Annotated in this window: 13 protein-coding genes and 2 pseudogenes; 11 read left to right on the top strand and 4 right to left on the bottom strand. The window is 66.2% G+C overall.

All coding sequences use genetic code 11. The annotated features are described in order from the left end of the window. The first annotated feature begins 40 nt into the window (after window positions 1–40). The 3 genes from IEV64_RS14865 to IEV64_RS14855 are packed head-to-tail and all read left to right on the top strand — an operon-like array spanning window position 41 to window position 4,067. On the top strand, window positions 41–1,036 hold the full coding sequence (locus IEV64_RS14865; RefSeq protein ID WP_188424259.1) for an ABC transporter permease: 996 nt from the start codon (window positions 41–43) through the stop codon (window positions 1,034–1,036). Further along, the gene (locus IEV64_RS14860) at window positions 1,033–1,953 is read left to right on the top strand and encodes an ABC transporter permease (protein WP_004972224.1); all 921 of its coding nucleotides are present in this window, start codon (window positions 1,033–1,035) and stop codon (window positions 1,951–1,953) included. The genes IEV64_RS14865 and IEV64_RS14860 overlap by 4 nt, the downstream gene beginning before the upstream one ends. Continuing rightward, on the top strand, window positions 1,950–4,067 hold the full coding sequence (locus IEV64_RS14855) for a dipeptide ABC transporter ATP-binding protein (RefSeq protein WP_007274180.1): 2,118 nt from the start codon (window positions 1,950–1,952) through the stop codon (window positions 4,065–4,067). Before IEV64_RS14860 ends, IEV64_RS14855 begins: the two co-directional genes overlap by 4 nt. 383 nt (window positions 4,068–4,450) lie before the next feature. Here the strand turns inward: IEV64_RS14855 and IEV64_RS14850 are convergent, their stop codons facing one another. Beyond that, entirely contained in the window at window positions 4,451–5,491 is a 1,041-nt protein-coding gene (locus IEV64_RS14850) for a zinc-dependent alcohol dehydrogenase (RefSeq protein WP_188424258.1), read from the bottom strand. 98 nt (window positions 5,492–5,589) lie between these two features. Here IEV64_RS14850 and IEV64_RS14845 point away from each other — a divergent pair, with 98 nt between their 5' ends. The 4 genes from IEV64_RS14845 (at window position 5,590) to IEV64_RS14830 (ending at window position 10,092) form a co-directional block, all read left to right on the top strand. Beyond that, on the top strand, window positions 5,590–6,363 hold the full coding sequence (locus IEV64_RS14845) for an SDR family NAD(P)-dependent oxidoreductase (protein WP_007274182.1): 774 nt from the start codon (window positions 5,590–5,592) through the stop codon (window positions 6,361–6,363). Window positions 6,364–7,057: 694 nt separating this feature from the next. Continuing rightward, window positions 7,058–7,927, top strand: a complete 870-nt coding sequence (locus IEV64_RS14840) for a fumarylacetoacetate hydrolase family protein (RefSeq protein ID WP_049920456.1) — start codon at window positions 7,058–7,060, stop codon at window positions 7,925–7,927. Continuing rightward, the gene (gene gfo6 / locus IEV64_RS14835; protein ID WP_188424257.1) at window positions 7,924–9,054 is read left to right on the top strand and encodes a D-xylose 1-dehydrogenase Gfo6; all 1,131 of its coding nucleotides are present in this window, start codon (window positions 7,924–7,926) and stop codon (window positions 9,052–9,054) included. The genes IEV64_RS14840 and gfo6 overlap by 4 nt, the downstream gene beginning before the upstream one ends. Before the next feature lie 60 nt (window positions 9,055–9,114). Next, a complete protein-coding gene (locus IEV64_RS14830; RefSeq protein WP_188424256.1) occupies window positions 9,115–10,092 on the top strand; it encodes a D-xylose 1-dehydrogenase in 978 nt (325 codons plus the stop codon). A 25-nt stretch (window positions 10,093–10,117) separates the two neighbouring features. On the opposite strand, the gene xacC is transcribed toward IEV64_RS14830, so the two are convergent. Together xacC and IEV64_RS14820 are read right to left on the bottom strand one after the other, a co-directional pair. After that, entirely contained in the window at window positions 10,118–10,972 is an 855-nt protein-coding gene (gene xacC / locus IEV64_RS14825) for a pentonolactonase XacC (protein ID WP_188424255.1), read from the bottom strand. Between the two features lie 73 nt (window positions 10,973–11,045). Then, a complete protein-coding gene (locus IEV64_RS14820; protein WP_007274187.1) occupies window positions 11,046–11,786 on the bottom strand; it encodes an SDR family oxidoreductase in 741 nt (246 codons plus the stop codon). A 121-nt stretch (window positions 11,787–11,907) separates the two neighbouring features. Between IEV64_RS14820 and IEV64_RS14815 the strand changes: the two genes are divergently transcribed. The 4 genes and pseudogenes from IEV64_RS14815 to xacK all read left to right on the top strand — a co-directional run bounded on the left by IEV64_RS14815 (window position 11,908) and on the right by xacK (window position 15,127). Next, window positions 11,908–12,672 (top strand): NAD-dependent epimerase/dehydratase family protein, encoded by a 765-nt coding sequence (locus IEV64_RS14815; RefSeq protein ID WP_188424254.1) that lies wholly within the window; start codon window positions 11,908–11,910, stop codon window positions 12,670–12,672. Continuing rightward, window positions 12,673–12,807, top strand: a pseudogene (locus IEV64_RS14810) (carbohydrate ABC transporter permease); the annotation flags it as partial. Between the two features lie 3 nt (window positions 12,808–12,810). Then, window positions 12,811–13,974 carry a xylose/arabinose ABC transporter ATP-binding protein XacJ gene (gene xacJ, locus IEV64_RS14805; RefSeq protein ID WP_007274191.1) on the top strand — a complete coding sequence of 388 codons (1,164 nt, stop codon included), beginning with the start codon at window positions 12,811–12,813 and terminating at the stop codon, window positions 13,972–13,974. A 2-nt stretch (window positions 13,975–13,976) separates the two neighbouring features. Continuing rightward, window positions 13,977–15,127 (top strand): annotated as a pseudogene (gene xacK / locus IEV64_RS14800) (xylose/arabinose ABC transporter ATP-binding protein XacK). 257 nt (window positions 15,128–15,384) lie between these two features. Here xacK and IEV64_RS14795 read toward each other — a convergent pair. Next, entirely contained in the window at window positions 15,385–16,623 is a 1,239-nt protein-coding gene (locus tag IEV64_RS14795) for a xylonate dehydratase (RefSeq protein ID WP_188424253.1), read from the bottom strand. Window positions 16,624–16,663: the final 40 nt, after the last annotated feature.

Below are 16,663 nucleotides of genomic sequence, written 5' to 3'. Positions count from 1 at the left end.
TGTCGAACACTATCCACTCGTGGCGTTGGGGGGTCCGGCCATGAGCGAGTTCCAGCGGTTTCTCGCAAAGCGGCTCGCCATCTCCATCGTGCTCACCCTCGTGGCCGTCTCGGTCATCTTCGTCGTCCTGCGGCTGCTTCCGGGGAGTCCGTTCGAATCTCTCGTCACCGCGGGCAACCTGAGCCAGCAGCAAATCACCGAGATTCGAGCGATGTACGGCCTCGACCAGCCGATGTGGCGGCAGTACCTCAGCTACCTCCAGAGCATCCTGCTGTTCCAGTTCGGCTACTCCATCCTGCGGAGCCAGCCCGTCTGGGGGGTACTGGCCCCGCGGCTCGTCAACACGCTCATCCTGCTCGTCCCCGCGTTAGTGACGACGGCGGTTCTGAGCTCCCTGCTCGGGATGTACGTCGGTTGGAACCGCGGGAGTAAACTGGAGAAGCTCAGCATCATCGCCACGACGTTCCTCCGGTCGACGCCGGTGTTCATCACGGGCATCCTGTTCGTCATCGTCTTCGCGTACAACCTCGAACTGGTGCCCGCCTTCGGGATGCGTTCTATCAGCGCCTCGCCGGAGGGCTACGTCGAGACGTTCACCTCGCTCGACTTCCTGCACCACTACGTCCTGCCGTTTACCGTGTCGGTGCTGTACTACAGCGGCGACTTCCTGCTTTTGGCGCGCAACGGCGTCGTCGAAAAGCGGGGCTCGGAGTTCCTCAAGCTCCACCGCGCCAAGGGGCTCTCCGAGATGCAACAGCTCGCGCGGGCGGGTCGGAACTCCATGCTTCCGATTCTGACCTACTTCGCGCTCCGTCTCGGGATGATATTCCAGGGGCTCATCCTGCTCGAAGTCGTCTTCGGCTGGCCCGGCATCGGCCGCGAACTCGTGCTCGCCATCCAACAGCAGGACTACCCGCTGGTGCAGGCGGCCGTGTTCATCATGGCGCTCGCGGTCATCGTGGCGAACCTCGTCGCCGACGTGCTGTACGCCTACTTCGACCCGACCGTCTCGACCAGCGGAGGTGGTGCCGCGTGAGCACCGAGACGAAGCCCGAAGCCGAACTGAAAAAGCGCGTCGAGGGGGTCGCGGAGACGCTCCGCGACCAGTTCACGTTCCTGCGCCGCGACCGCCTCGCGTTCGCCGGCGTCCTCATCGTCGCGGCGTTCGTCTTCCTCGGTCTCCTCGGCCCCGCGCTCGCCCCGCACGACCCCATCGAGCACACCGTCCGCGACGACGCCGGCTCGATGCTGCGGCTGTCCGAACCGACCGGCGCGGCTCCGTTCGGGACGACCGCCTACGGCAAAGACGTACTGAGCCAGTTCCTCGCCGGCGCGCAACCGACGTTCATCGTCGGACTGTTCGGCGGCATCGGAACCGGCGCGCTCGGCTTTCTCGTGGGGCTCGTCAGCGGGTACTACGGCGGCTGGGTCGACGAGGTTCTCATGCGTATCACGGACCTCACGTTCTCCCTGCCGTTCACGCCGATGGCGCTGTTGCTCCTGACGTTCGTGACGCCGAGCGTCTGGCTCATGACGGGCATCATCGTCGCGTTCCTCTGGAAGATGCCCGCGCGCGTCGTCCGTTCCGAAGTCCTCTCCGTCAGGGAGCGCACCTTCGTGAAGTCGGCGCGCGCCAGCGGCGCGAGCGACCTGCGGACGATGCTCTACCACGTCGCGCCGAACGTGCTCCCCATCGGCTTTCTCTACACGGCCTACGGCATCGCGTGGGCCATCGCCGCGCAGGCCAGCCTGGCGTTCCTCGGATTCGGCGACCCGACCGTCACGAGTTGGGGCCGGATGCTCCGACAGGTGTTCGAATCGGGCAACATGCGCGTCGCTTGGTGGTGGGTGCTCCCGCCCGCGCTCGGCATCGCGGCCATCACCACCTCGGTGTTCCTCATCGGCCGCGCCTACGAAGAAGTCATCAACCCGGAGATTCAGACCGAACAATGAGCCTCCTCGATATCACAGACCTCACGGTCACGTACTCGACCGACAGCGGAACCGTCCACGCCGTCAACGACGTGTCGTTCAGCATCGACGAGGGCGTCAACTACGGCCTCGCCGGCGAGTCCGGCTCGGGGAAATCGACGCTGGCCGAGGCCGTTCTCGGTCTCCTTCCGGGCAACGGCTCCGTCGAATCCGGTAGCATCGAATTCAACGGCCGCGACCTGACGGCCCTCAGCGAGCGCGAGCGCCGCGACGTGCTCTGGGAGGACATCGCGTACATCCCCCAGAGCGCGATGGACTCGCTCGACCCGGTGATGTCCACCGGCGCGCAGATTCGGCAGGCGATTCAGACCCACCGGAACGTCACCGACGACAAGGCGCGTTCGCGGGTCCGAGAGCTGTTCGAAATCGTCGGGCTCGACCCCGACCGCATCGACGACTACCCCCACGAGTTTTCCGGGGGGATGCGCCAGCGCGTGACCATCGCCATGGCGCTCGCGCTCGAACCTGACCTCATCATCGCCGACGAGCCGACCACGGGGCTCGACGTCATCGTTCAGGACAAGATTATCGACAAGATTCTGGAGATACAGGACCGGATGGACAGCTCGTTGCTTCTCATCACTCACGAAATCGGCGTCATCGCCGAGACGTGCGACGAGCTTTCGATACTCTACGGCGGGAAGGCCATGGAACAGGGGAGCGTCGACAACGTCCTCGTGAACCCCACGAACCCGTACACGATGGGGTTGAAGAACTCCTTCCCGGAGATAGAGGAGGGCGACCAGGACCCCGTCTCGATTCCGGGGTCGCCGCCGAACCTGAGCGAGGCACCCGGCGCGTGCGTCTTCAAGGACCGGTGTCCCTTCGCGACCGAGGAGTGCGAGGCGTCCCATCCGGACCTCGTCGACCTGCCGAACCGAAACCACCGCTCGGCGTGCCACCACGTCACCAAAGCCGCCCAGATGCGGCGCGACGCCACCGACCCGGAGACGTGGGGCATCCCCGACAGCCACGACGAATCGGACCGCGGCGAGGTGCTCCTCGAAACCGACGGTCTCGAGAAGTACTACGAGCAGAGCCAGCCGCTCTTGGAGCAACTCAGGGGGAACGACCCGAACTACGTCCGCGCCGTCGACGGCGTCTCCCTGCGCGTCCGGCGGTCCGAAATCCTCGGCATCGCCGGGGAGTCCGGCTGTGGGAAGTCGACGCTCGGCGAGACCATCGCACTCCTGAAACAGCCGACCGGCGGCGAGTTCGTTTTCGACGGCGAGCCCTACGAGCACTACGCGGACGGGAACATGCGCGAGTTCCGCCGGAAGGTTCAGATAATATTCCAGGACCCCTTCGACTCGCTCAACCCGAGACAGACGGTTCGGCAGTTGGTCGGCGAACCGCTCACCATCCACGACTACCGGACCGACGAGCGCGAACGGGCCGTCGTCGAGACGCTGGAGAAAGTCGGGCTCACGCCCGCGCGGAAGTTCCTCGACCAGTACCCACACCAGCTCTCGGGGGGCCAACGCCAGCGCGTCGCGGTGGCGAAGGCGCTCGTCCTCGACCCCGACTTCCTCATCTGCGACGAGCCGGCGTCGATGCTCGACGTGTCGCTGAAGGTGAACCTGCTGAACCTCCTGCGAGAGCTCGCGGACACCGAGGACATCGGCATCGTCTACATCTCTCACGACCTCGCCAGTCTGGTGCAGGTGTCGGACCGTCTCGCGATTATGTACCTCGGGCGGGTCATCGAGGAGGGGGACGTCGAGTCCATCGCGGCCGAGCCGAAACACCCGTACACCACCTCGCTCCTCGCGGCCGCCCCCGAGAAGGACCCGACGGTCGACCGCGACCGCGTCCTGCTCGACGGCGAGCCACCGAACCCGGTGAATCTCCCGTCCGGGTGCGTCTTCGCCCCCCGGTGCCCGAAAGCCGAAGACGAGTGCCGGGAGAGCGAACCCGGACTCGACACCGTCCGTGACGGCGAACACCGCGCCGCTTGCTACTTCCCGGACGGCGAAACTCCCGGCGCGGACGGCCTCGCCGACGACCGCTCGGACTCTACGTACGGAGACTCCGAGTTCTCGTCGCCGGCCAGCGGCGATTCGGCCAGCGACTGACGCCGCCCTTCGACTCTCCTCGCTTCGTCTCTTCGGCGACCTCTCGGTAGCGCCGCGTCCCGATTCGGATTCGAGGTTCGACCCGACGCATTAGTATTGTCTAAAATAGGAACTTCTGCTGAGTAAAATTCCCGAACGGTTTTGAATTATTGGGTCAATTTTCTATATAATCTCTTATCACGAGCTTTCAAACCCGGACAACTGCTATTTATTCGTAGAATATGAGGGAAATCTGCTTTCTACTCTCTAAGAATGAATTTAAATGCGTATTCTGTGACGTAGACGTTGTTTACTGGTTGAATAGACGTCTTTTCCTGTCCATAGTATTGCTTTAAATTTGATTTACTACTGCCGGGTTGAACTGCTCTCGTCCGAAACTCCCCTTACGCCAACTCCGAGATATCGAACACCGGCTTGCACGTCCCGCCCTCGATGAACGTCTCGAAGGCCTCGTCGGCCTCGAACAGCGAAAACCGGGTGTCGACGAACGTCTCGCAGTCCACGTCGCCGTCGCGAATCAGCCGGAACGAGCGCTCGAAGTCCTCGTACATCGAGGCGTACGAGCACTGCAGGTCGATTTCGGCCCGGACGAGCGGGGAGTAGGGCATCGAGGTCTCGCCGGTCTGACCGACGAGGACGATTTGGCCGCCCTTGCGGACCTCGTCGACGGCCGTCGTGAGCCCCGAGGGGTGGCCGGTCGTGTCGAACACCACGTCGTAGCCGACGCCGCCGGTGTGGCGCTCGCGGCGTGCCTCGGTGTCGTCGTCGGCGACGTTGACCGTCTCGAAGCCGAGTTCCCCCGCGAGCGGGAGTCGGTAGTCGGCGTCCTGTCCCACGCCGGAGACGACGACGGTGCCGCCCTGCGCGGCCGCGATTTGGGCCGTGAGCAGACCGATGGGGCCGGGTCCTTCGACCAGCACGCGGTCGCCCGCGCCGACCCGGGAGTTCTCGATGACGGCGCGCGCGGCGATGCTCGTCGGCTCCGCGACCGCGGCGTGCCGCTGTTCCACGTCGTCCGGAATCGGATGGAGGGCGCGTTCCGGGACGGCGATGAACCGCTCGTAAGCGCCGTCGTGGTCGACGCCGGTGATGACCGCGTCCTGACAGACGTTCTCCTCGCCGATGCGACACTGGTAACACTCGCCGCAACCCCGAATCGGCCGTTCGACCACGCGGTCGCCGACGCCGAACTCGGTCACGCCGTCGCCGACTTCGACCACCCGACCGGCGTACTCGTGGCCGATGACCGTCGGGAGTTCCATCCGCTCGAAGGCGGATTCGAACTCGTAGATTCCCGCGTCGCTCCCGCAGAGACCGGCGTAGTCGACCTCCACCAGCACCTCTCCCGCGCCCGGCTCCGGTTTCGGTCGCTCGACGAACTCCATAGCGCCGGAGCTACGCTCCACTTTGGCAAGTCCTCGCATGACAGCACATGTGAGACGTGCCCGTAAAAACGTACTGCATGCGGCACTTCCATCGCGCGTTCCGCAACTATCATGTCGGTACCGTGTGGACTCCAACCATGGTCGCATACGAGCACACGCCAGTCTCCGTCAGTGACAAGCGCGTCGTCGTCGTCGGCGGGACGAGCGGTATCGGACAGGCAATCGCCCTCGGATTCGCCAGCGAGGGCGCGGACGTCCTCGCAACCAGCCGACGCGAGTCGGCGGTCGACGAGACGGCCGACGAAATCGAGGAACTGGGAGCGAACGCGGTTCGGGTGACCTGCGACGTGACCGACCCGGCCTCGCTCGAACGCGTCCGCGAGCGCGCCGTCGAGGAGTTCGGCGGCATCGACGTGGTCGTCGCCTCGCAGGGTGCGATTTCCCGCGAGTCGGTCCTCGGCATCGACGACGACGCGTGGAACCACGTCACCGACATCGCGCTCGGGGGCGTCCGGCGCGTGACGCAGGAGTTGGCACCGGCCGTCGCCGACGGCGGGTCGATTATCAACATCTCCTCTTTGGCCGCGCGGCTCTCGATGGCGAACCTCCCCGCCTACTCGGCGGCGAAGGGCGGCGTCGAGGCGTTCACCCGCGCGTCCGCGAAGGAACTCGCGCCCGAGATACGCGTCAACGCCATCGCTCCGGGCTTCGTCATCACGCCACAGAACGCCGACACCTACGCCGAGGGGACCGAAAAGCGCGAGCGAATCGACGAGAGAACGCCGCTCGGCCGGGTCGCGGAGCGAGAGGAAATCGTCGGCGCGGCGGTCTTCCTCGCGAGCGACGCCGCCTCGTTCGTGACGGGCGAGGTCGTCACCGTCGACGGCGGGTTCGCGGACAGCGCGTTCTAACCCGGCACCACCGAGCGACGATTCTGTAATAGGGAACGAAACTCCGGGACCGAACTCTCGACCACCTGTCTCCGTTCTTCGTCCCGAGAACTCGGCAGTCTCGCCTCTATCCCTCGGTGTCGGGCGTTCTAAATTACAAGCGTACGCGTGTAATACAGCGTCGAATCGCCACGAATCGAGCGAGCCGTCGCCGTGCTCGTCCTTCGATATCTGTCCGACTCCGTTCTGTAATAGAAAACACAATCGGTTGATAAACGTCTGAACTCGGCTGTTCCCGAACGTCGCCGGAGGCGCGTCAAAGCTGTCGAACTCCTTCTACTTGGCGGGTCGATATCGACGAACTCGGGCGTCCGTTCTCGTTGAAATACGCTGAAGCGACCGCATCTCCCTCGCTCGTTCGATTCGACTCGCCGACTCGGAGTGTTCTGTTACTCAGAATGTCTATGTCGCCCTCCAGCACGGTGGTTCCGTGTTACGTCGGCGGCACCGTCCACGCCCCGTCCGTGCCGCGCTTGCGGTCCGGCACCGCCGTCTCGCGACCATCGGGGTTCGTCGCCGGTCGACGGCTGACTTCCCCCGCTCGGCGGTTTGAGGCCGGCCCCGCCGCAGTCTCGCGGTTTTGTGTCTCACCCCGCGGCACCTCGTTCGGGTCGGGACGTACTTTTATAACAATCGATGGTAATGAGAATACTGAATGCATTACCACCAGCTTGAGGTGTCGGGAGAGCGCCGCCTCACGGTGAGGCACGACTCCACGACCTACGACCTGACGAGCGCCGACGCGGACCTTCGGACCTTCGGCGACTTGGCTCGGGTGGCCAGTATCGCCCGGACCTCCGTCGACCGACTCGCCTCCGAACTCACCGAAGACGCCGACGTGGTCGACGACGCCCTCGTCGACCAGCACGCGACCGTCCCCGTCGACGCCGAGGAGGTCTGGGCCGCCGGCGTCACCTACCAAATCAGCGAGCAGGCCCGCGAAGAGGAGAGTTCGATGCCGGACATGTATTTCGACGTCTACGACGCCGACCGGCCGGAAATCTTCTTCAAGGCCACGCCGTCTCGGACCGTCGAACCGGGCGACGCCATCGGCGTCAGAGACGATTCCGAGTGGGACGTGCCCGAACCCGAACTCGGTATCGTTCTCCGTCGCGGCGAAATCGTCGGCTACACCGTCGGCAACGACGTGAGCAGTCGGTCGATAGAGGGCGAAAACCCGCTGTACCTCCCGCAGGCGAAAGTGTACGACCGCTGTTGTTCTATCGGCCCGTGCGTGGTCACGCCCGAAGACGTCGATGACCCCCACGAGTTAGAGATGAGCATGACCATCGAACGCGACGGCGAGGTCGTCTACGACGACGCCACGAACACCAGCGAGATGGTTCGCAGTTGCGACGAACTCGTGTCGTACTTCACGCGCCATAACACAGTGCCCGAACTGGCAGTCATCCTCACGGGCACCTCGCTCGTGCCTGACCACCCCTTCGACCTTCAAGAGGGCGACCGCGTCGATATCACCATCGAGGGAATCGGCACCCTCTCGAACTCCGTCACCACCGTATGAGTTCCACACCCACCGACGTCGTCGAAGACTTCACGCGCCGCGACTGGCAGGGCGAGGACGTGGCGGGCACCGTCAGGGTCGCCATGATCGGCCTCGGCTGGTGGACCCGCGACGAGGCGATTCCCGCCGTCGAGGCGTCCGAGTTCTGCGAGACCACGGTCGTCGTCAGCAGTTCGAAGGAGAAAGCCGAGGGCGCGACGGCGTTGGCCGACTCGATAACCCACGGGCTCACCTACGACGAGTTCCACGAGGGGGTCGCCGCCGACGCCTACGACGCGGTGTACGTCGTCACGCCGAACGGGTTACACCTCCCGTACGTCGAGACCGCCGCCGAGTTGGGGAAGGCGGTTCTCTGCGAGAAACCGCTCGAAGCGTCGGTCGAGCGGGCCGAGAAGCTCGTCGCCGCCTGCGACCGCGCCGACGTGCCCCTGATGGTCGCCTATCGGATGCAGACCGAGCCGGCCGTCCGACGCGCCCGCGAACTCGTCGAAGCCGGCGTCATCGGCGACCCGGTGTTCGTCCACGGCCACATGTCCCAGCGCCTGCTCGACGAGGTCGTCCCCGACCCCGACCAGTGGCGGCTCGACCCCGAACTCTCCGGCGGCGCGACCGTCATGGACATCGGACTCTACCCGCTGAACACCGCGCGGTTCGTCCTCGACGCCGACCCCGTCCGCGTCAGGGCGACCGCCCGCGTCGACGACGAGGCGTTCGAGGCCGTCGGCGACGAGCACGTCAGTTTCGGCGTCGATTTCGACGACGGCACGCTCGCGGTCTGCACCGCCAGCCAGTCGGCCTACCAGTCGAGCCACCTCCGGGTGACCGGCACCGAGGGGGAACTCGAAATCGAGCCCGCGTTCTACAACCGCCAGAAACGCGGCTTCCGGCTGTCGTGGGGAGACCAGTCCGCCGACTACGACTTCGAGCAGGTGAACCAGATGACAGAGGAGTTCGACTACTTCGCGTCCCGGCTCCTGACGGGGACCGACCCCGCGCCCGACGGCCAGCACGCGCTCGTGGACATGCGCGCGATGGACGCGATTTACGCCGCGGCGGAGCGCGGCACCGACGTCGCTGTTGACGTCGACGCCGACGCCGGCACCGACGCCGATGCCGACGGGACGTAGGAACCGATTCGGCGCACCGTCGCCCGCAGTTTTATCTGCCGGGTCGACGCAGTTCCCCGCATGCAGTTCGGCATCCTCAGTACGGCAGGCATCGGCGTCAAATCGGTCATCCCCGCGGTGCAGGCGAGCGAGCACACGGCGGCCGCCATCGCGTCCCGCGACGAGGCGCGGGCGAGCGCGGTCGCCGACGAGCTCGGCATCCCCACCGCCTACGGCAGTTACGAGGCGCTTCTGGCCGACGACTCCCTCGACGCGGTGTACGTCCCGCTCCCCAACGGCCTCCACGCCGACTGGGTCCGGGCGGCCGCCGACCGCGGTCTCCACGTGCTCTGCGAGAAGCCGCTGACCGCCAGCGCCGACGAGACCGCCGCCCTCTTCGACTACTGCGAGGACGCTGGCGTCACGCTGATGGAGGCGTTCATGTACCGGTTCCACCCGCGGACCGAGCGGGCCGCGGAGCTCGTCGCGTCGGAGCTCGGCGAGGTCGTCTCGGTCACGTCGAACTTCTCGTTCCGTCTGCCCGACGGGGCCGAGGACATCCGCATCGACCCCGACCTCGCCGGCGGGAGCGTCATGGACGTGGGCTGTTACGCCGTCAGCGCGGCGCGGCTCTTCCTCGGGACGCCCGACCGGGTGTACGCGACCACGACCGACACGCGCGACTGCGGCGTCGACACGCGGATGTCGGGCGTCTTGGAGTACGACGACGGCGCGACCGCCCGCGTCGAGTCGTCGTTCGACACGCCCGAGACCCAGTACTACCGCGTCCAGACCACCGACGGCTGGCTGGAGGCGACGCCCGCGTTCAACGTCGGGTCGACGGCCTCGGCCGAACTCACCTACGCCACCGACGGCCGCGTCGTCACGGAGACGTTCGACCCGACCGACAGCTACCGCCGCGAGGTCGAGGCGTTCGCCCGCGCCGTCGAGACCGACGAGACGCCGCGCGTCGACCGCGAGGAATCCGTGGCAGTCATGCGGACTATCGACGCGATTTACGAGAGCGCCGACACCGGGCGCGCGGTCGAGTTGAACTGACCGCTCGGTCGCTGTCCGTTTCGACTCACCCCAGCCGAACGTCCGAGCGGAACTCGGGCCGCCCGGTCGCCGCCACGTCGAGGCGGAACAGCGCGCCCGCATCGTCGTCTGCTCCGCCGTCCCCGTCGCCGCCGGCGGTCGTCACGTAGAGCGAATCGAGGTCGGGCCCGCCGAAGGCGACGCTCGTCACCTTCTCCGTCGGCACCTCGAACCGGTCGAGTTCGGTTCCGCCGGCGTCGTACTTGACCACGCGGCCCCCCTCCCAGCGGGCCGACCAGATGTGACCCGCCGAATCGACCGTCATCCCGTCCGGCAGTCCAGGCGTCTCCGGCGATTCGACGAACCGCTCGCGGTCCGAGACGGCTCCCGTCTCCTCGTCGTAGTCGTACCGATAGATGGTGTGCGCCTCGGTCTCCGTGAAGTAGAACCGCTCGCGGTCGCGGGTGAACCCCATCCCGTTCGGGATTCCGACGCCGGTCTCGACCGTCGTCACCGTCCCGTCCGTGTCGAGGCGGAACAGCCGCCCGCCCGCGGACTCGGCGGGCATCGTCCCGCAGAACACCCGCCCGGCGGGGTCGGCGATGACGTCGTTGAACCGGGTCGGCGAGTCGACGATTCGCGTGACTTCCCCGAGTTCGCCGTCGACGACGCGCCCGACGCGGCCGCGGTCCATAAACGCCAGGAGCGACCCGTCGCGCTGAATCGTCACCCCGGCGATGACCGACGTTTCGACCGGACAGTCGTGCGCCCCCGTCTCGGGGTCGTAGCGGTGGAGTCGCCCGGATTCGATGTCTACCCAGTACAGCCGCTTTTCGTCGGGGTGCCAGACCGGCCCCTCGCCGAGTCGGCACGACGTGTCGACCACTCTCGTGACGGTCATGGGCGTCCGTTCGGAACCGACCGCAAAATACGCTTCTCTCGATTGTTGGGAGTACCGTCGCGCCCGCGGCCGCTCAGAAGTGCGAGAGCTTGTCGCGCCGGTAGAGGTCGAGCGACAGCACCGTGTTCGGCGACCGCTGGCGGACCGCGTAGGCGATGGCGTCGGCGACCTCTATCGCCTCCGTCACTTCGCCCTCCTCGAACGACTCTTCGAGCGTCTCGCCGCTCTCGGAGCCGAACTCGGTCCGAACCTCGGTCGGGTTGACGCAGGTCACGCCGACGTTCTCCTCGCCGATGGACCCCTGCAGGCTCGACGCGAACCCGCGGACCCACCACTTCGTCGCGGCGTACACCGGGTTGTGCGGTCGCGGGTGGTTCCCGGACATGCTCCCGAGGAAGACGAGGTTCCCCTCGGACTCCACGAGATGTGGAATCGACTCTCTGGCCGTGTAGAACATCCCGTCGACGTTGACGCCCGTCATCAGGCGGTACTCCTCGTCGGTCAACTCCGCGACCGACTTGTCGATGCCGAGGCCGGCGTTGCAGACGACGATGTCGAGCGAGCCGAACCGCTCGACGGTCGCGTCGACGAGCGCCCGGACCGCGTCGGGGTCGGTCACGTCCGTCGGCACGACGCTCACGGCGGCGTCCGTTGCCTCGCGAATCTCGTCCGCGAGCGATTCCAGTTGTTCGACTCTGCGGGCGGCGAGACAGACGTCCGCGCCGTCCTCGGCGAGCACGCGCGCCGTCGCCGCGCCGATTCCCGAACTCGCACCCGTGACGAGCGCCGTCCGTCCGTCGAGCGGGTCTTCCATGGCGGTTGGTCGGTCGACCATACGCCGTGATTGTGACCCTGTTTCATACGTGTTTTCCCCGTGGCAATCCGGCGGCGGGAGCTTGGAACACGTTTATTAGACTCCCGTCGATTGTCATCGTATGGCACGCATTGCGGTCACCGGAGCGGCTGGCAACGTCGGGAGAGTCACGGTCGAGACGCTGGACTCGGACCACGACGTGACGCCCATCACGCACCGAGAACGCGAGGGACTCGATAGCATCATCCTCGACGTGCGCGACGAGGACGCGCTGACTGAGGCGTTCGAGGGCCACGATATCGTCGTTCACCTCGCGGCCAATCCGAACCCCGACGCGGCGTGGGACAGCGTCTACGAGGTCAATATCGGCGGCACGTACAACGTCTACGAGGCGGCGCTGGCGGCCGACGTCGACCGACTCGTCTTCGCCAGCACGAACCACGTCCACCAGATGTACAACATCGCCGACCCGACCCGCCCGGAGACCCTGGCCGCCGACGCCGAGGCGGTCGGCGTGTCGGACCCGGCGCGTCCCGACTCGTACTACGGCGTGAGCAAGGTGTTCGGCGAGGCGCTGGGCAACTACTACGCGGACCGACACGGACTGGAAGTGCTCAACCTCCGCATCGGGTGGCTCCTGACGGTCGACGAACTCCGCGAGAAGGTGGACGAAGAGGAGTCCGTCGCGCGCTACGTCCGCGCGATGTGGCTTAGTCCCCGCGACTGCGAGCAGGGGATGCGGCGGGCCGTCGAGGCTCCGCTTCCCGACTCACCGCTCGCTGTCAACCTCGTCTCGGCGAACGACGACCGGTATCTCTCGCTCACAGAGACGATGCGAACCATCGACTATCGCCCGCGAGACAACTCGGCGACCGCCGTGGAGTGAGCGACAGGGGCGTCGACCTCCGGCATCGACTTCGGTATCAGGATGTCCGCGGCGTTCCTCGCGGCGGTTCCGACGCTCATCCTGTACGTCGCGTTCGCCGAACAGTTCGCGAAGGGACTTCGCACGGAGGCCTAACCCATGGGACAGATTCAACTCACCGACCTGACGAAGCGCTTCGGCGACACGGTCGCCGTCGACGACCTCTCGCTCGATATCGCCGACGAGGAGTTCCTCGTGCTCGTCGGTCCCTCGGGGTGCGGCAAGTCGACGACGCTCCGGATGCTCGCCGGCTTGGAGACCCCGACCAGCGGCGACATCTACATCGGCGGGGACCACATGAACTACCGCGTCCCGCAGAACCGCGACATCGCGATGGTGTTCCAGGACTACGCGCTGTACCCGCACATGACCGTCCGGCAGAACATCCGGTTCGGGCTGGAAGAAGAGGAAGGATACACGTCTGAAGAGCGCGACGAGCGCGTCGTCGAGGTCGCCGAGACGCTCGGCATCTCGGACCTGCTCGACCGGAAACCCGACGAACTCTCCGGCGGCCAGCAACAGCGTGTCGCCCTCGGTCGCGCCATCGTGCGTGACCCCGAAGTGTTCCTGATGGACGAGCCGCTGTCCAACCTGGACGCCAAGCTCCGGGCGGAGATGCGCACCGAACTCCAGAACCTGCAGGACCAACTTGCCGTCACGACCGTCTACGTCACCCACAACCAGACGGAGGCGATGACGATGGCCGACCGTATCGCCGTCATGGACGACGGCGAACTCCAGCAGGTCGCCTCTCCCTTCGAGTGCTACCACGAGCCGAACAACCTGTTCGTCGCGGAGTTCATCGGCGAGCCGATGATAAACCTCGTCCGCGGGACGCGCTCGGAGACGACGTTCGTCGGCGAGCACTTCTCGTACCCGCTCGACGCGGACGTGATGGAGTCCGTCGGCGACCGCGAGGACCTCGTCTTGGGGATTCGCCCCGAAGACATCGAGGTCGTCGACGCGACGACCGACGACACCGCCGCCGACGCCGCGCTCGGCGACCACGAACTCCGGATGGACGTGACCGTCGTGGAGCCCCACGGCGACCAGAACGTCCTCCACCTCTCGCACCCGGACCAACCCTCCGCCGACGACGCCTTACAGGCTGTCACGGAGGGGATGCACCTCGTCACGCGGGGCGACCGCGTCACGGTGACGATTCCGCCGGACAAGATTCACGTGTTCGACGCGGAGACCGGAACCGCGGTGCACAACCGCCGCCACGACCAGGAAGCCGACCGCACGCAACTCGAACAGTAGCCATGGCACGATTGACACTCGACGACGTAACGAAGGTGTACACCGACGACGGCGGCGACGACATCGTCGCCGTCGAAGAGTATCGCTCGACATCGACGACGGGGAGTTCCTCGTGCTCGTCGGTCCCTCGGGGTGTGGCAAATCGACGACGCTCCGGATGATGGCGGGGCTCGAAACCGTCACGGAGGGCGAACTCCGACTCGAAGAGCGCGTTCTCAACGACGTGTCCGCGCAGGACCGGGACATCGCGATGGTGTTCCAGTCGTACGCGCTGTACCCGCACAAGAGCGTCCGCGGGAACATGTCGTTCGGCCTCGAAGAGTCGACCGACCTCCCGGACGACGAGATACGCCAGCAGGTCGAAGAGACGACCGACATGCTCGGTATCTCCGACCTACTCGACCGCAAGCCCGGACAGCTTTCGGGCGGTCAGCAACAGCGGGTCGCCCTCGGGCGCGCAATCGTGCGCGACCCCGAGGTGTTCCTGATGGACGAGCCGCTGTCCAACCTGGACGCCAAGCTCCGGGCGGAGATGCGCACCGAACTCCAGCGACTGCAGGAGGAACTCGGCGTCACGACCGTCTACGTCACCCACGACCAGACGGAGGCGATGACGATGGGCGACCGCGTCGCCGTCCTCGACGACGGCGAACTCCAGCAGGTCGGCACGCCGCTTGACTGCTACCACCGGCCGAGCAACCTGTTCGTCGCCGGCTTCATCGGCGAGCCGTCGATGAACTTCTTCCCCGGGTCGCTTTCGGGCGACACCTTCAGCGGCGACGGCTTCGACTACCCGCTTTCGGACGCGACCAGAGACCAGCTCGGCGACGCGAGCGCCCTCACGCTCGGCATCCGACCCGAGGACGTCGCGGTCGGCGAGCGGCGCTCCGGCGAGCGGACCTTCGACGCCGAAGTCGTCGTCGTCGAGCCGCAGGGGAACGAGAACACCGTCCACCTGCGGTTCGCCGACGGGGACGAGGGGCCCCAGTTCACCGCGACCACCACCGGGCGGTCGAGAGTCGAAGCGGGCGACCGAACGACCGTCTCGTTCTCCGAAGACGCGATTCACCTGTTCGACGGGGAGACCGGCGACGCGCTGAAGAACCGAGAACTCCCGTCGAACCGCGCCATCGACGCGTTCGTCTCGAACTGACCGGTCACTGCTTTCTGCTTCTCGTTCGCGGTTTGCGTGCCGCGCTCAGCCTTCGAGCTATCTGCGTCAGCGTAGCGACTGCAACCGCGAGTCGCGTCGCTCCGGTATCGAACTTCAGCGAGTGAAAAAGCGGCCGCGGGGGACGCGCCGCGTGCCGAGAGACGTTCGCGTTTCTCGCTCGCGGTGGTGCGTCCGGGTTATGGGTGCATGTCAGGCGGTCGCGGCCGCTGTGGGACAGTCTCGCTCTCGGTGGCGGCTTACTCCTCGTCGAAGAGCGTCTCCCCTTCGACCATGTGTTCTCCGACGGCGTCGAGGTCGAGCGTCAGCCCGAGGCCGGGCTTTTCGGGAATCTCCATGCGACCGTTCTGAATCAGGTCGTCCTCCTCGATGAGGTCCTCCCACCAGCCGAGCTGGTAGGAGTGGTATTCGAGGGCAAGCGAGTTCGGGATGGCCGCGGCGACCTGCGCGGAGGCCATCGTCCCGATGGGCGACGAGACGTTGTGCATCGCCACGGGGATGTAGTACATGTCCGCGAGGTCGGCTATCTTCCGCGTCTCGCGCATGCCGCCGACGCGGGGCAGGTCCGGCGCGATGATGTCCACCGCCTGCGGTTCGAGCAGTGTCCGCTGGCCGAACTTCCGGTAGACGTTCTCGCCGACCGCGATGGGCGTCGTCGTGGACTGGGTCACGAGCTTCTGCACGTCGTGGTTCTCCGGCGGGACGGGGTCTTCGAGCCACCACACGTCGTAGTCTTCCAGCTCGGCGGCGAGGCGCTTTGCGCTCCCGCCGGTAAAGGACCAGTGGCAGTCGAACGCGACGTCGGCGCGGTCGCCGACGGCCTCGGTGACGGCCTCGACGATTTCGACCTTGTGGTCGATTTCGGGGTTGCGGAGGTGGCGGTTCGCGCGGTCCTTCTCGTGGCCCGAGGGCACGTCGAGGTCGAACTTGATGGCGTCGTAGCCGAGCTCCTCGACCACGCGGACGCCCTCCTCGGCGCAGGCCTGCGGGTTGGCCTCGTCTTCGGTGTGGAGGTCGCAGTAGACGCGCACCTCGTCGCGGTACTTCCCGCCGACGAGCTGGTAGGCGGGCACGTCGAGGAGCTTCCCGGCGACGTCGTGAAGCGCGATTTCGATGCCCGAGATGGCGGAGATGACCTTGCCCGAGACCGAGCCCTCGCCGGACATCTTCTGGACGAGGTGCTCGTACAGGCGGTCGATGTCGAGGGGGTTCTCGCCGACGAGGAACGGTTTCATCCGCTCGATGATGGCGGTGTCGCCGCCGCCCCAGTAGGCCTCGCCGGTGCCGACGACGCCCGCGTCGGTGTAGACGCGGACGAGAATCCACGGGTAGTTCCCGTCGACCATCGTCGTCTGTACGTCCGTGATTTCGGCGTCGCGGACGCCGCCTCGCGGATTCGTGATATCCATCGTCTCCGCGGACAGGTCGCGCATCGTGTACTCCGCGTTCGGGTCGCTAAGCTTCGCTTGCTCAACCATTGCGCACGTATATCTCGAAAGCCACTACAAAAGTGTGTGG

Source organism: Haloferax sulfurifontis, from assembly GCF_014635105.1.
GTDB lineage: Archaea > Halobacteriota > Halobacteria > Halobacteriales > Haloferacaceae > Haloferax > Haloferax denitrificans.
Note: the sequence above shows the minus strand (reverse complement) of the source record. Positions and strands in the feature narration are given on the sequence as shown.